Here is a 15,203-nt window from a genome sequence, read left to right on the forward strand (position 1 = left end):
GACCGGATCCGCCGCCGTCATGCTGACAGCGAACACGCGCGGCGAGGCGGGACGAACACGGCCGAGACACGCGTGGAAGGATGGAGGAATGCCGTATCCGGAGCTGTCGTCCACCACCGCGCCCCTCTCGGACATCGACGCCGATGCCCTGATCCTCGCCCTCCCGCCGTCGAAGGATGGGGCCTCCCCCGGCCCGCTGCCCGCCGACGCGCTCGCCGCCCTCGGGTTCACCGGCGCCGCGGGCCAGACCCTGCGCGTGCACGCCCCCGATGTCACCGCGCTCCCCCTCTACGTCGTCGGCACCGGCGCCGCCCCCGATGCGGATCGGCTGCGCGACGTGATCGGCGCGGCCGTCCGCACGATCACCGGCTTCGACACGGTCGCGGTGTCGGCCCCGGGCATCCCGGCCGACGCGTACCGTGCGCTCGCCGAGGGCGCCGCCCTCGGCGGGTACCGCTTTTCCGGGTACAAGAGCGACCCCGGCGCCCCCCGCGCGGCGCGCGTCGTGCTCGTGAGCGACGCGCCCATTCCGGAGGAGGACGTCGCCGCCGCCCGGGCCGCGGGAGACGCCGCTGCCCTCGTCAAGGACCTCGTGCACACCCCGGCGGAATGGCTCGGCCCGCAGGACTTCGCCGAGCGCGCGATCGAGTCCGTCGCCGGGCTTCCCGTCGAGGTCGAAGTGCTCGACGAGGACGCGCTCGCCGCGCAGGGCTTCGGCGGGATCCTGGGCGTGGGGCAGGGCTCCGACCGGCCGCCCCGTCTCGTGCGGGTCGACTACGCCCCCGCCGGCGCCACCCACCACGTCGCGATCGTGGGCAAAGGCATCACGTTCGACACCGGCGGCCTGTCGCTGAAGCCGCCGGCATCCATGGTCGGAATGAAGTACGACATGGCAGGCGCCGCCACCGCCCTCGCGGTCGTGCGCGCCGCCGCGCAGCTCGCGCTGCCCGTGCGTGTGACGGGGTGGCTGTGCATCGCCGACAACATGCCGTCGGGCCGCGCCACCCGGCCGGGTGACGTCGTGCGCATTCTCGACGGCACGACCGTCGAGGTGCTCAACACCGATGCGGAGGGCCGGCTGGTGCTCGCCGACGGCCTCGTCGCCGCCAGCCGTACCCGCCCCGACGTCATCGTCGACGTCGCGACGCTCACCGGTGCGATCCTCGTCGCCCTCGGCCATCGCCACACCGGCGTCATGGGCGACGACGAGACGGTCGCCGACTACCTTTCCGCCGCGAAGCGTGCGGGCGAGGCCGCGTGGCAGCTCCCCCTCCCCGACCACATGGAGGAGGAGCTCGACTCGCCGATCGCCGACCTGCAGAACGCGAAGATCGGGGACACATCGGCGGGATCGCTGTTCGCGGGGCTCTTCCTGCGCCGCTTCGTCGGCCGTGTCTCCGACGAGGCCGATGCGCCGCGGATCCCGTGGGTGCACCTGGACATCGCCGGGTCGGGCACGACGAAGGCCGCGTTCGGCGCCGTCGACAAGGGCCCGACGGCGGCGACCGTGCGCACACTCCTCGAGTTCATCGGTGGTGCGCGATGACCGAGCACACCTTCGACCTCGTCGTGCTCGGCGGCGGCAGCGGCGGCTACGCGGCCGCGCTGCGGGCCGCAGAGCTCGGCAAGAGCGTCGCGCTGATCGAGAAGGACAAGGTCGGCGGCACCTGCCTGCACCGCGGCTGCATCCCGACCAAGGCGCTCCTGCATGCCGCCGAGGTCGCCGACCACGTGCGGGATGCAGCGCACGTCGGCGTGTCGGCCGTGTTCGAGGGGATCGACATCGCCGGCGTCACCTCCTACCGGCAGGGCATCGTCGCGAAGAAGTTCAAGGGTCTGCAGGGGCTCCTCGCCACGCGCAAGATCACCGTGGTCTCCGGCGAAGGCCGCCTCGTGGGCGGTCCCGCCGTCGCCGTCGGCGACGACGTGTACCGGGGCGACGACGTCGTCCTCGCGACGGGCTCGTACAGCCGCTCGCTGCCGGGCCTCGACGTCGGCGGCCGCATCCTCACGAGCGAACACGCGCTCGAGCTGGCCGAGGTGCCGCAGCGCGTCATCATCCTCGGCGGCGGGGTCATCGGCGTCGAGTTCGCGAGCGTGTGGCGTTCGTTCGGCGCCGAGGTGACGATCGTCGAAGCACTCGAGCACCTCGTGCCGAACGAGGACCTCGCCGTCAGCAAGGGTCTCGAGCGGGCGTTCCGCAAGCGCGGCATCCAGGCGAAGCTCGGCGTGCGGTTCGCCGGCGCCACGCAGACGGATGCCGGGGTGTCGGTGTCGCTGGAGGACGGTACGAGCCTGGAGGCGGACTACCTGCTCGTCGCCGTCGGTCGCGGCCCCGTCACGACGGGCCTGGGACTCGAGGAGGCGGACGTGACGCTCGACCGCGGCTTCGTCGTCGTGGACGAGCGGCTCCGCACCGGTGCCGAGCACGTCTGGGCCGTGGGCGACATCGTGCCCGGCCTGCAGCTGGCCCATCGCTCGTTCGCGCAGGGCATCTTCGTCGCCGAAGAGATCGCGGGGCTGCGCCCGGTCGCCGTCGCCGAGACGACGATCCCCCGCGTCACCTACTCCAGCCCGGAGGCCGCATCGGTCGGCCTCACCGAGGCGCAGGCACGCGCCGTGCACGGCGAGGCGGTCGTCGCCTACGAGTACAACCTCGCCGGCAACGGCAAGAGCGAGATCATCGGAACCGGTGGACTCGTGAAGGTCGTCCGCGCGAAAGACGGACCGATCCTGGGGGTGCATCTGCTCGGCGACCGCGTCGGCGAGCTGATCACCGAGGGCCAGCTCGCCGTCGGCTGGGAGGCGCACCCCGAGGACATCGCCCCGTTCCTCCACGCGCACCCCACACAGAGCGAGGCTCTGGGCGAAGCGTTCCTCGCGTTGGCGGGCAAGCCGCTGCACGCGCTCTGACCGCCCGACCGGTCACTAAGCTAGACACGAATCGAACTTTCTGAAGGAGACATACCCATGAGCACATCCGTGGTCCTCCCCGCGCTCGGTGAGAGCGTCACCGAGGGAACGGTCACCCGCTGGCTCAAGAAGGTCGGTGACACCGTCCAGGCCGACGAGGGCCTGCTCGAGATCTCGACCGACAAGGTCGACACGGAGATCCCGTCGCCCGTCTCGGGCGTGATCGAGGAGATCCTGGTGCAGGAGGACGAGACCGTCGAGGTCGGCGCCGTCCTCGCGAAGATCGGTGACGGCTCCTCCGCCCCCGCCGAAGCCGCGCCCGCCGAGCCCGCACAGGCCGAGGCGCCCGCCGCCGAGCCCGCCCCCGCGGCTCCGGCCGAGTCCGCTCCCGCCGCCGAGGCGCCGGCCGCTCCGGCCGCATCGGGTGATGCGAAGGACGTCGTGCTGCCCGAGCTGGGCGAGAGCGTCACCGAGGGCACCGTCACGCGCTGGCTCAAGTCCGTCGGCGACGAGGTCGCCGTCGACGAGCCGCTCCTGGAGATCTCGACCGACAAGGTCGACACCGAGATCCCGTCGCCGGTCGCCGGCATCCTGCAGGAGATCGTCGTCTCGGAGGACGAGACCGTCAACGTCGGCGCCGTGCTCGCGCGCATCGGGTCGGGTGCTCCGGCCGCGTCTCCCGCTGCTGAGGCGCCCGCTGCGCCGGCTGCGGAGGCGCCCGCCGCACCGGCTGCTCCGGCTCCCGCGGCCGAGGCCCCCGCAGCGCCCGCTGCCGAGGCACCCGCCGCTCCTGCGGCTCCTGCCGCACCCGCTGCTCAGGCCCCCGCCGCCCCGGCCGCTCCGGCGACGCCGGCCGCGTCGCTGTCGGGCGATGACGGTCCCACCTACGTCACCCCGCTCGTGCGCCGCCTGGCGCAGCAGCAGGGCGTCGACCTCGCGTCGGTCACCGGCACCGGTGTCGGCGGACGCATCCGCAAGGAGGACGTGCTGAAGGCCGCCGAGGCCGCGAAGTCGGCTCCGGCGGAGGCGGCACCCGCCGCTGCCGCCGCGCCCGCTCCGCTCGAGGTGTCGCCGCTGCGCGGCACGACCCAGCCGATGTCGCGTCTGCGCAAGGTGCTCGCCGAGCGTGCGGTCGCCTCGATGCAGCAGACGGCGCAGCTGACGACCGTGGTCAAGGTCGACGTCACCAAGGTGGCCGCGTACCGCCAGGCCGTGCAGAAGGACTTCGTCGCCAAGACCGGCGGCAAGCTGTCGTTCCTGCCGTTCTTCGTGCTGGCCGCGTCCGAGGCGCTGCAGGCGTTCCCGGTCATCAACGCGACCGTCAACGGCACCGACATCGTCTACCCGCCGACCGAGAACATCTCGATCGCCGTGGACACCGAGCGCGGGCTGCTCACCCCGGTGCTGCGCGACGCGGGCGCCAAGTCGCTCGCCGCGATCTCGAGCGAGATCGCCGACCTCGCCGCCCGGACGCGCGACAACAAGCTGAAGCCCGACGAGCTGGCCGGCGGCACGTTCACCGTCACCAACACGGGCTCGCGCGGCGCGCTGTTCGACACGCCCGTCGTGTTCCTCCCGCAGTCGGCGATCCTGGGCACCGGGGCCGTCGTCAAGGAGCCCGGCGTCGTGAAGGTCGACGGAGTCGAGGCGATCGGCATCCGCTCGTACGTGTACCTCGCGCTGTCGTACGACCACCGCATCGTCGACGGTGCCGACGCCGCCCGCTTCCTGGGCGCCGTGAAGGCCCGTCTCGAGAGCGCGCAGTTCGACGCGAACCTGGGGATCTGACCCGCGCAGCACCCCCGCTCATGGCTGATCCGCGGCGTCGTAGACGTCGCGGATCAGCCATTTCCGCGTGCCGCCGCCGTCGGCCGGATCGGTGACGATCACCGCGAACTGCGCGAGGCCGTCGGCGCCCCGGGCACGCAGAACGGCGACCCCGCCGTAGTCGTCGACCAGTTCGATCACGCGCCCCGCCGCGGCGACGGTGGCCGGACCCGCCGGGAGCGCGCGCGACGGATCCTCCTGCAGCGCGGCTCGACACGCGTCATCGGCACACTCCGCGTAGGCCAGGAGAGCCTCGGCGCCGACTTCGGCGGCCCCCGGACCGACCGACGCCGACGGCGTCGGCGCCGGATCGGAGGGCGGCGCCGGTGTCGCGTCGAGCCCTTCAGCGGGATTCGCCTCAGGCGGCAGCGAGGTCGTGGCGGCGGGGATGGGCGTCTCGGTTGCGACGTCGTCCGCGGGCGCCGGCCACGCGACCCCGACGATCGCGATGACGGCGGCCACGGCACCGCCCACCACCAGTGGGGCGCGCCGGCGCTGCGGCCGCGCGGGCCCGAGGGGCGCGCCCGCGGTGCCGCCGCGCGCCGATGCCGCCGGCGGCGCCGCGGTCGACGACGCACGCTCCGGGCGCGTCGCGCGTCGACCTTCGCGGCGGCGGACGATCGACGACCACACGCCCTCCGCCGCGACACGGATCCGGTCCGCGATGCCCGGGTCGAGGTGAGCGCCGACCTCGACGGCGCTCACGCGCGCGGTGACCGACAACGCCTGCGCGCGCACCGGAGCCGCATCCAGCAGCAGCGGCCCGGGGGCCGCGGCACGGAACAGCGCCTGCTCCGCCTCTCCCTGCTCCCGCCGCAATGCCCGCGGCTCGACGACCAACGACGCCGCATGCGTCAACGCCGCCGCGAGTGTCGGCTCGCGCTCCACGGCCAACTCGGTCAGCAGTCGCGACGCTCCCACCGCCGCATCCGCCGAACCACCGACGGCCAACACCGGCCGGCCATCCGCCGTGAGCCACCAGCCACCCTCGCGTCGCCCGCGTCGCTGCACCGCCGCGCAGCCGCGGAGAAGGCTGACCGCGATGGTCACGGCCTCGTCGTCGCCGACGGCGACCCGCCGATCCACGAACTCGCTCAGGCGGGTCGGACAAGCGGGCAGCACGAGCGCGACTCCGGCCGGCGTCCGCGCGAGATCCAGCGGCGCGAGCAGATGCTCGTCGGCGTCGGCGTCCCATGCGAGTGCCTCGATGTCGTACTCGGTGTCCTCGACCCACAGCGTCGGCGGGTCGGTGGCGCGCAGCGTGCCCGGATACGGCGCCTGCACGCCGTCGAGCACGCGCAGCGCGACGGGCGGTTCGAGGGGATCCGGGGCAGGCATGCCGACAGCGTGCCCTCTCCGGCCCCGCCGCGGGACGCCGGAACCGCGGATCGGGGAGGGCGAGGCGATCGCCGCGTCTGGGGAGGAAGCGTCCTGTGGCACCCGCGCGGCGCCGGTAGGCTGGAGGGCATGTCATCGCGCAGTACCTCGCCGGAGAAGCGTCCCGGTTTCTTCCGTCAGCTCCGCTCCCTCGTGACCTTCACGAAGGACGTCTACCCGTGGCTGCCGTGGGTGCTGATCGCGATCATCGTGGTCGTCACCGCCCTCGGCGTGCTCGTCGGCTTCTTCATCCCGCCGGCGGCCATCTGGAGCATCATCCTGTGGGGCGTCACCGGCCTCATGTTCGGCTTCCTCGCCGCGATGATCACCCTCACCCGCCTGTCCACGACGGCGATGTACAAGAAGATCGACGGCATGCCCGGCGCCGCCGGACACGTGCTGTCGACGGCCCTCGGCCGCAAGTGGTCGGCATCCGACACCCCGGTCGGAGTCAACCCCAAGACGCAGGACGCCGTCTACCGCGTCGTCGGCCGCGGCGGCGTCGTGATCGTCGGCGAGGGGTCGCGCGGACGCCTCACCCGCCTCATCGCCGACGAGAAGATGAAGGCGCAGCGCGTCGCGACCGGCGTTCCGATCAACGTCTTCTACATCGGCCACGGCGCGGAAGATGTCCCGATCGCCAAGCTCGCCTCCACGATCAAGTCGCTGCCGACCAAGATCGACCGCGGGACGATGGGCGCGGTCATCAAGCGCATCGACTCGGTGTCGCAGTCGGTGACCTCGCTGCCGATCCCCAAGGGCATCGACCCGATGAAGGCTCGAGCTCCGCGTCCCCGCTGATCCGTCGCGCGTCGCGCTCACGCGCGCGCCGCGATCAGGCGCGCAGCAGCACCGTGCCCGCGGCCTTGTCGTGCAGTCCCCGCTGATCGGCGTCCCAGACGACGGCGGGGATCACCACGAGCAGCAGCAGCGTGCGCACGATCGGTCGCCACAGTCCCACCCAGCCGCCGCCGGCCAGCTGCAGGCGCATGCCGAGGATGCGATGCCCGGGGCTCCCGCCGATCGTCGGGATGAACAGCACCTGCAGCAGGGCGAAGACCATCATGGGCGCGAACATCGTCAGCCCGGCCTCGGCCGGCAGCGCGAACTGGTCGTAGCCGAAGAACGCGGTCGCGATGACCGTCGCGGCGGCGTAATCGATCAGCAGCGCTCCGATGCGGCGTCCCGGCCGGGCGATGCTGCCGCTGCCGGACTCCGGCATCCCGAGTCGTTCGCCGGGATAGGACCAGTCGGATGCCGCGCTCACCGCACAAGCCTAACCGGGGTCGCGTAACACGCCGGAAACATGCGGGACACTGCCGGGCAACCCCGCGAGGCTAGGTTCAAGCCAGCCGCTCAGGCTGTTCCACACCCGATCTTGGAGACTCCATGTTCAAAGATTCATCCGAGGTGCTGAAGTACATCAAGGACGAGGACGTCAAGTTCCTCGACATCCGCTTCACGGACCTTCCCGGCGTCCAGCAGCACTTCAACATCCCCGCCTCGACGGTCGACGAGGAGTTCTTCACCGTCGGCCAGCTGTTCGACGGCTCCTCGATCCGGGGCTTCGCGAACATCCACGAGTCGGACATGCAGCTCATCCCGGATGTCACGACGGCCTACCTCGACCCGTTCCGCGAGGCGAAGACGCTGATCATGGTCTTCGACATCTACAACCCGCGCAACGGCGAGATCTACGCGAAGGACCCGCGTCAGGTCGCGAAGAAGGCCATCAAGTACCTGGCGTCGACCGGCATCGCCGACACCGCGTTCTTCGCGCCCGAGGCCGAGTTCTACATCTTCGACGACGTGCGCTACGACGTGAAGCAGAACAGCTCCTTCTACAGCGTCGACTCCGAGGAGGGCGCCTGGAACACCGGCCGCGTCGAAGAGGGCGGCAACCTCGGCAACAAGACGCCGTACAAGGGCGGCTACTTCCCGGTCTCCCCCGTCGACAAGACGGCCGACCTGCGCGACGACATCTCGCTCAAGCTCATCGAGTCGGGCCTCATCCTCGAGCGCGCCCACCACGAGGTCGGCACCGGCGGCCAGCAGGAGATCAACTACCGCTTCGACACGATGGTGCACGCGGCCGACGACATCCTGAAGTTCAAGTACATCGTCAAGAACGTCGCCGAGCAGTGGGGCAAGGTCGCGACCTTCATGCCCAAGCCGCTCTTCGGCGACAACGGCTCCGGCATGCACACGCACCAGTCGTTGTGGCTCGACGGCAAGCCCCTCTTCTACGACGAGAAGGGCTACGGCGGCCTGTCCGACATCGCCCGCTGGTACATCGGCGGCCTGCTCGCGCACGCCCCCGCCGTGCTCGCGTTCACGAACCCGACGCTCAACTCGTACAAGCGTCTGGTCAAGGGCTACGAGGCGCCGGTCAACCTGGTGTACTCGGCCGGCAACCGCTCCGCCGCCATCCGCATCCCGATCACGGGGTCGAACCCGAAGGCCAAGCGCATCGAGTTCCGCGCCCCCGACGCCTCCGGCAACCCGTACCTCGCGTTCGCCGCGCAGATGATGGCGGGCCTCGACGGCATCAAGAACCGCATCGAGCCGCACGAGCCGGTCGACAAGGACCTCTACGAGCTGCCGCCCGAGGAGGCCAAGAACATCCCGCAGGTGCCCAACTCGCTGCTCGACTCGCTGGAGGCGCTGCGCGCCGACCACGAGTTCCTGCTCGCGGGCGGCGTCTTCACGCCCGAGCTGATCGAGACCTGGATCGAGTACAAGATCGAGAACGAGATCAAGCCGCTCGCCGCGCGTCCGCACCCGTTCGAGTACGAGCTGTACTTCGGCGTCTGAGCGACGACACCTGTTCGGAGGGCTCCGGGATCCGTCCCGGAGCCCTTCGGCGTTCCCGGCACGGGGTGCGTTCGCGCGCGTGCCTTTTGGCATGTCACACGATGTGCCGCATCCGGGCGCCGGAGGGCGCCACGTACATGACATGCCCGGTGGGCGTGTCCCACGAAATGCCGTGCGAGCGCGGCAGCACCGGCACATCGTGTGACAGGCAGCCCGTGCGACACGCAGTCCGCGCGACGGTCACCGCCACAGCCCGCGGCAGCGACTACCCGTAGAACAGCTTCTCGAAGTCGCGGCGGGCGCGGCGCGCGGCGCGCAGCCAGTCCTCCTCGACCGCGGTCGCCGATCTCGGCGCGTACTCGAGCAGACGCCCGATGCCGTCGAGGCGGCCGCGGTCGGTGGGGAGCACATCGCTCGTCTGCCCTGACAGCAACGTGTTCGCCGAGCGCAGCCGGCTCGCCAGACGCCAGGATGCGGCGAGGTGCTCGGCCGCCGATTCCGGCAGCAGCCCCTCGGCGCGGGCCGCGGCCAGTGCCGAGGTAGTCGACGTCGTCCGCAGCTCCGGCACGGCATGCGCGTGCTCGAGCTGCAAGGTCTGGACGAGCCACTCGACGTCGCTGAGTCCGCCCGGACCGAGCTTGAGGTGACGGGAGCGGTCGACGCCCTGCGGCAGCCGTTCGTTCTCGACCCGCGCCTTGATGCGCTTGATCTCACGCAGATCCTGCGGGTCGATGCGCACGGGATAGCGCACCTCGTCGGCCAGTGCCGTGAAGCGGCGGATGAGTTTGACGCTCCCCGCCACCCCGCGGGCCCGCAGCAGCGCCTGCGCCTCCCACGACACCGACCAGCGGCGGTAGTACTCGGCGTACGCCTCGATCGACCGCACGAGCGGTCCGTTGCGCCCCTCCGGACGCAGATCCGCGTCGAGCTCGAACGGCACCCGGTGGTCCTCCGAATGCGTGCGCAGACCCGCGACGAGCTTCATCGACAGCTCGTGGGCCCGCTGCGGATCGATCCCGTTGGGGTCGTAGACGTAGAGCACGTCGGCATCCGACCCGAATCCCAGCTCGGCGCCGCCGAAGCGTCCCATCGCGATGACGGAGAAGTCGAGGGCGGCATCCTCCGGCGGCACCACGTCACGCCGGACGGCGCGCAGCGTCGCCTGGATCGTGACCTCGCTGACGACGGTGAGGCCGTGGGCGAGCTCCTCGATCGTGACGGTGCCGATGACGGATGCCAGCGCCAGGCGCAGCAGTTCGCGTCGGCGCAGCGCCCGCACGGCGCGCGACGCGTCGTCGATCGTGTCGTGCCGGGCCTGGATCGCGCGCGCCTCCTCCTGCAGCGCGATGCCGGTGCGCGGTCGCAGCTGCGCGGAGTCGTCGAGCCACGCGACCGACTCGGGGATCCACTCCATGAGCTCGCCGATGTAGCGGGAGCCCGACAGGGCGCGGGTGAGACGTTCGGCCGCACCCGACGAGTCGCGCAGCATCCGCAGGAACCACGGGGTGTCCCCCAGCCGCTCGCTGATGCGGCGGTAGGCGAGCAGCGCGTAGTCGGGGTCGACGCCGTCGGCGAACCAGTGCAGCATGACCGGCATGAGGGCGCGCTGGATCGTCGCCTTGCGGCTCAGACCGCTCGTGACGGCGGCCATGTGCCGCAGCGCACCGGCGGGGTCGCGGAAGCCGATCGCCGCGAGCCGGTCGCGCGCGTGCTCCGCCGACAGGGTCTGCTCCCCCGCCGGCAGGGCCGCGACCGCCGACAGCAGCGGACGGTAGAACAGGCGCACGTGGATCTCGCGCACCTCGCGCTTGATCGACTCCCACAGGTCCCAGACGCCGCCGGCGGTGTCGGCCAGGCGCGATGCGCGGGCCAGCGCACGCCGCGCCTGCTCTCCTTCGGGCATGAGGTGCGTGCGACGCAGGTCGCGCAGCTGCAGGCGGTGCTCGAGCACCCGCAGCACGCGGTAGTCGTGAGCGAACGTCCCCGCCTCGGCCCGGCCGATGTAGCCCTCGGCCACGAGCGCGTCGAGGGCGGGAAGGGTCCCGCGCTGCCGGATGCGGTCGTCGGCGAGCCCGTGCACGAGCTGCAGCAGCTGCACGGTGAACTCGATGTCGCGGATGCCGCCGGGCCCGAGCTTCAGCTGATACGCGACCTCGGCGGCCGGGATGTGCTCCGTAACGCGCTCGCGCATGCGCTGCACGTTGTCGACGAAGTTCTCGCGCGCCGCGCTCGTCCACACCTTCGGCTGCACGGCGGCGACGTAGGCCTCGCCGAGGGCGGTGTCGCCGGCGATCGGCCGCGCCTTCAGCAGGGCCTGGAACTCCCAGCCCTTCGCCCAGCGGTCGTAGTACGACAGATGCGACTCGAGGCTGCGCACGAGCGCGCCCTGCTTGCCCTCCGGTCGCAGGTTCGCGTCGACCTCCCACAGCGGCGGCTCGACCTCGGCACCCGAGATGCCGCGCATCGTCTGCACCGCCAGCCGCGTCGCGATGTCGATCACGCGGCTCTCGCCGAGTTCGTCGGTGGTGCGCTCGTCGGCGCCGCCCACGAAGATCACGTCGACGTCGCTCACGTAGTTGAGTTCGCGTGCGCCGGTCTTGCCCATCCCGATGATCGCGAGCGAGGTCGCGGCGACCTGGGCCCGGGGGAACAGTCCCGCCCCGATCCCCCCGCCCGCGACGCGGGCGCGCGCGACGGCGAGCGACGCCTCGAGGGCCGCGCCGGCGGCATCGGCGAGGGCCGCCGCGACGTCGGCGAGTACGGCGACCGGATCGGGCGCGCAGAGGTCCACGACCGCGATCCGCGCGAGCAGGCGCCGGTAGCGCACCCGCAGCGCGACCCACGCCGCCTCGTCGCCGGATGCCGCGAACCCGTCGTCGTCGACCGCGACGGCGTCGAGCATCGCGGCGCGCAGTTCGTCCGCATCCGGCAGCGTGGGGTGCGCGGCGACGTCGGCCAGTTCGGTGGGATGGCGCAGGTAGAAGTCCGCGAACCCGGTGGAGGCGCCCAGCAGCAGCCACAGCGGCAGCGACGCGCGCCGCAGCGCCGCGCCGACGGCGCCCGCGTCGCGACGGGCGACCCGCACGAGCGCGGCGAGGGCCTCGTCGGGGTCGGCGGCGCGGGCGGCGTCCGCGACCAGCTCGTCGCGCGGGATGCCGACCAGCTCGGCGAGTTCGTCGAGCCCCGCATCCGCCCGCGACAGCTCGGCGAAGCCGAGACGGGCGAGCGCCGTGAGACTCGTCGAGGCGCGCTCGGGCGCGACCATGACCCTTAGAGCATCTCCAGGTTGCTCTTCAGCTCGAACGGCGTCACCTGCGAGCGGTACTCCTGCCACTCCTTGCGCTTGTTCAGCAGGACATAGTTGAAGACCTGCTCACCGAGCGTCTCGGCCACGAGCTCGGAGTCCTCCATGTACTCGAGGGCGTGGTCGAGGCTCGCCGGCAGCGGCGAGTAGCCCAGTGCGCGACGTTCGGCGTCGGTGAGCGACCAGACGTTGTCCTCGGCTTCGGCGGGCAGCTCGTAGCCCTCCTCGATGCCCTTGAGACCCGCGGCCAGCATGAGCGCGAAGGCCAGGTACGGGTTGGCGGCGGAGTCGAGCGCGCGGTACTCGATCCGCGTCGACTGGCCCTTGTTGGGCTTGGCCTGCGGCAGGCGGACGAGGGCGGAGCGATTGTTCAGGCCCCAGCAGATGAAGCTCGGGGCTTCGTCGCCGCCCCACAGCCGCTTGTACGAGTTGACGAACTGGTTCGTCACCGCGGAGATCTCGTTGGCGTGCGTGAGCAGGCCCGCGATGAACTGACGCCCCGTCTTGGACAGGTGGTACTGGTCGCCCTCGTCGTAGAAGGCGTTCGTGTCGCCCTCGAACAGCGACATGTGGGTGTGCATGCCCGAACCGGGCTTGCCCGACAGCGGCTTCGGCATGAACGTCGCGTAGACGCCCTGCTCGATGGCCACCTCCTTGATGACCGTGCGGAACGTCATGATGTTGTCGGCCGTCGCCAGGGCGTCGGCGTAGCGCAGGTCGATCTCGTTCTGGCCGGGGCCGCCCTCGTGGTGGCTGTACTCGACCGAGATGCCGAGGTCCTCCAGCATCCGCACCGAGCGGCGGCGGAAGTCGTGCGCCGTGCCGCCGGGGACGTTGTCGAAGTAGCCGGCCGAGTCGACGGGCTCGGGGCCTTCCGCCCCGTACGACGAGGACTTCAGCAGGTAGAACTCGATCTCGGGGTGCGTGTAGAACGTGAAACCGGCGTCGGCCGCCTTCGCGAGTGTGCGCTTGAGCACCTGGCGCGGGTCGGCGACGGCGGGCTGGCCGTCGGGCGTCGTGAGGTCGCAGAACATGCGCGCCGTCGGGTCGATCTCGCCGCGCCACGGCAGCGTCTGGAACGTCGTGGGATCCGGGTGGGCGAGCAGGTCGGACTCGTACGAGCGGGTGAGTCCCTCGATCGCGGAGCCGTCGAAGCCGATGCCCTCGCTGAACGCACCCTCGACCTCGGCGGGCGCGATCGCGACCGACTTCAGGGTGCCGATGACGTCGGTGAACCAGAGGCGCACGAACTTGACGCCCCGTTCCTCGATCGTGCGCAGTACGAAGTCCCGCTGCTTGTCCATGGCGTCCTCTCGAAAAGCCGGTTCCGCCAGCCTATCGGCCCGCGTCGCCGTCGACGCGACGCGCGCTCACTCGTCTTCGGCGCGCTCCTCCTCGGCCCATGCGCGGGAGCGCTCGGCGAGGATCTCCGGTGCACGCGCGGCCTCCTCGGCCGTGTCGAACGGGCCGGCCCGGTCGATCGCCGGCGACTCGAAGCCCTTCTCCACCGCGCCGGTGGCCATGTTGTACCAGTACTTCTCGTCGCCGCCCATGGTGCGTCCTCTCCGAGGTGTGGATGCCGGTGCCCCGATCCTACTGAGCCCTCCGCGAGCGTCGGTAGGCTGGAGGGCATGGCGACGAAGACGCAGCACGCGGTCGGTGTGGACATCGGCGGAACCGGCATCAAGGGGGCGCTGGTCGACCTGGAGACCGGTGGACTGCTCACCGACCGGATCAAGGTACCCACCCCGGTGGGCGCCGAGCCGGACGACGTGCTGGCCGCCGTCAAGGTCGTGCTCGAGCGCCTCGAGGTCACCGGGTCCGACATCCCGCTGGGCGTCGCCTTCCCCGCCATCGTCCGCCGGGGGCGCACGATGTCGGCCGCGAACGTGTCGGACACCTGGATCGGGTTCGAGGCGGAGCAGTTCTTCGAGAAAGGTCTCGGTCGCGAGATCCACTTCGCCAACGACGCCGACGTGGCCGGCGTGGCGGAGCTGCGCTACGGCGCGGCGAAGGACGTCGACGGTCTCGTCATCCTCACGACCCTCGGCACCGGCATCGGCACGGCGCTGCTGTACGACGGCGTGCTCATCCCGAACTCGGAGCTCGGCCACCTGCAGCGCGCCGAGAAAAAGAAGGACTTCGAGGGCGTGGCGGCGTACTCGGCGATGGAGCGCGACGAGCTGACCTGGGAGCAGTGGGCGGCGCGGCTGCAGCTGTACTACGCGCACCTGGAGTTCCTGTTCAGCCCCGACCTGTTCGTCGTCGGCGGCGGGGTGTCCAAGCACGCCGACAAGTTCCTGCCCCTGCTGGACCTCGCCACGCCCATCGTGCCCGCAGTGCACCGCAACAACGCGGGTATCATCGGCGCCGCGGCGCTGTCGTACTCCAGCGACACCGCACCCCTTCCGGAGGCGGAGACCCTGGTGGCGCGCGCGACCGACTGAGCGGCATCCCCCGGCCACGGCCGGCGGACGATGAGGCGAATGGGCCGGCCTGTACGCCGGGTTCTGTTCCGGGACCGGAGTCCCTTCGACGGTCATCTCTCTCGGCGACACGTTGCCGTGCCGCTCCAGCGGCCTACCCGGGGACTCGGCGGGCCGCGTCGTCATCCCCTGTCTGGCCTTGCTCCGGGCGAGGTTTACCGTGCGGGTCGCGTCACCACGACCCCGGTGGTCTCTTACACCACCCTTTCACCCTTACCCCGGTGAACCGGGGCGGTCTGCTCTCTGTGGCACTGTCTCGCGGATCACTCCGGGTGGGTGTTACCCACCGCCCTGCCCTGCGGAGCCCGGACGTTCCTCGGTGCGGTCTCCCGCCACGCGACCGTCCGGCCGACCCATTCGCAGGCTCGATTCTACGGCGGGATGCCGTTCCCCATTGTCGTGGGCGGCGAACCGGGCTAGTGTCAGCCTCGGGGATAGGGCGTTTGGGGCGCCCGTGGCCATCCGACTCATTGGGGGAGAAC

The 15,203-nt window shown here is 71.4% G+C and carries 11 protein-coding genes and 1 other RNA gene; 6 read left to right on the forward strand and 6 right to left on the reverse strand.

The genetic code is table 11. The features are described from left to right. The first annotated feature begins 88 nt into the window (after window positions 1–88). Genes C7474_RS08010 through sucB form a run of 3 tightly spaced genes read left to right on the forward strand, consistent with a single transcriptional unit; the run spans window position 89 to window position 4,701 of the window. Window positions 89–1,546, forward strand: coding sequence for a leucyl aminopeptidase (locus C7474_RS08010; protein WP_121058712.1), 1,458 nt, complete (start codon window positions 89–91; stop codon window positions 1,544–1,546). Next, a complete protein-coding gene (gene lpdA / locus C7474_RS08015) occupies window positions 1,543–2,913 on the forward strand; it encodes a dihydrolipoyl dehydrogenase (protein WP_121058714.1) in 1,371 nt (456 codons plus the stop codon). Before C7474_RS08010 ends, lpdA begins: the two co-directional genes overlap by 4 nt. A gap of 57 nt (window positions 2,914–2,970) precedes the next feature. Continuing rightward, on the forward strand, window positions 2,971–4,701 hold the full coding sequence (gene sucB / locus C7474_RS08020; protein ID WP_121058716.1) for a 2-oxoglutarate dehydrogenase, E2 component, dihydrolipoamide succinyltransferase: 1,731 nt from the start codon (window positions 2,971–2,973) through the stop codon (window positions 4,699–4,701). An 18-nt stretch (window positions 4,702–4,719) separates the two neighbouring features. On the opposite strand, the gene C7474_RS08025 is transcribed toward sucB, so the two are convergent. Beyond that, window positions 4,720–6,078: a hypothetical protein gene (locus C7474_RS08025; protein WP_121058718.1), complete on the reverse strand. Its 1,359-nt coding sequence runs from the start codon at window positions 6,076–6,078 to the stop codon at window positions 4,720–4,722. 129 nt (window positions 6,079–6,207) lie between these two features. On the opposite strand from C7474_RS08025, the gene C7474_RS08030 reads away from it, so the two are divergent. Then, window positions 6,208–6,918 (forward strand): DUF4191 family protein, encoded by a 711-nt coding sequence (locus C7474_RS08030; protein ID WP_121058720.1) that lies wholly within the window; start codon window positions 6,208–6,210, stop codon window positions 6,916–6,918. A gap of 34 nt (window positions 6,919–6,952) precedes the next feature. Here the strand turns inward: C7474_RS08030 and C7474_RS08035 are convergent, their stop codons facing one another. Next, the gene (locus C7474_RS08035) at window positions 6,953–7,339 is read right to left on the reverse strand and encodes an RDD family protein (protein ID WP_121059373.1); all 387 of its coding nucleotides are present in this window, start codon (window positions 7,337–7,339) and stop codon (window positions 6,953–6,955) included. Window positions 7,340–7,506: 167 nt separating this feature from the next. Here C7474_RS08035 and glnA (C7474_RS08040) point away from each other — a divergent pair, with 167 nt between their 5' ends. Beyond that, window positions 7,507–8,931, forward strand: coding sequence for a type I glutamate--ammonia ligase (gene glnA, locus C7474_RS08040; RefSeq protein ID WP_121058722.1), 1,425 nt, complete (start codon window positions 7,507–7,509; stop codon window positions 8,929–8,931). 265 nt (window positions 8,932–9,196) lie between these two features. Here the strand turns inward: glnA (C7474_RS08040) and C7474_RS08045 are convergent, their stop codons facing one another. From C7474_RS08045 to C7474_RS08055, 3 genes are all read right to left on the reverse strand, one after another. Next, window positions 9,197–12,196 (reverse strand): bifunctional [glutamine synthetase] adenylyltransferase/[glutamine synthetase]-adenylyl-L-tyrosine phosphorylase, encoded by a 3,000-nt coding sequence (locus C7474_RS08045; protein ID WP_121058724.1) that lies wholly within the window; start codon window positions 12,194–12,196, stop codon window positions 9,197–9,199. Between the two features lie 5 nt (window positions 12,197–12,201). Then, window positions 12,202–13,539: a type I glutamate--ammonia ligase gene (gene glnA / locus C7474_RS08050; RefSeq protein ID WP_121058726.1), complete on the reverse strand. Its 1,338-nt coding sequence runs from the start codon at window positions 13,537–13,539 to the stop codon at window positions 12,202–12,204. Between the two features lie 66 nt (window positions 13,540–13,605). Further along, window positions 13,606–13,788: an SPOR domain-containing protein gene (locus C7474_RS08055; protein ID WP_121058728.1), complete on the reverse strand. Its 183-nt coding sequence runs from the start codon at window positions 13,786–13,788 to the stop codon at window positions 13,606–13,608. A gap of 78 nt (window positions 13,789–13,866) precedes the next feature. Between C7474_RS08055 and ppgK the strand changes: the two genes are divergently transcribed. Then, window positions 13,867–14,682, forward strand: coding sequence for a polyphosphate--glucose phosphotransferase (gene ppgK, locus C7474_RS08060; RefSeq protein ID WP_121058730.1), 816 nt, complete (start codon window positions 13,867–13,869; stop codon window positions 14,680–14,682). Between the two features lie 36 nt (window positions 14,683–14,718). Here the strand turns inward: ppgK and rnpB are convergent. Then, window positions 14,719–15,077: RNase P RNA component class A (gene rnpB, locus C7474_RS08065), an RNA gene on the reverse strand. Window positions 15,078–15,203 lie beyond the last annotated feature (126 nt).

It is taken from the genome of Microbacterium telephonicum (assembly GCF_003651225.1).
Classification (GTDB): domain Bacteria; phylum Actinomycetota; class Actinomycetes; order Actinomycetales; family Microbacteriaceae; genus Microbacterium; species Microbacterium telephonicum.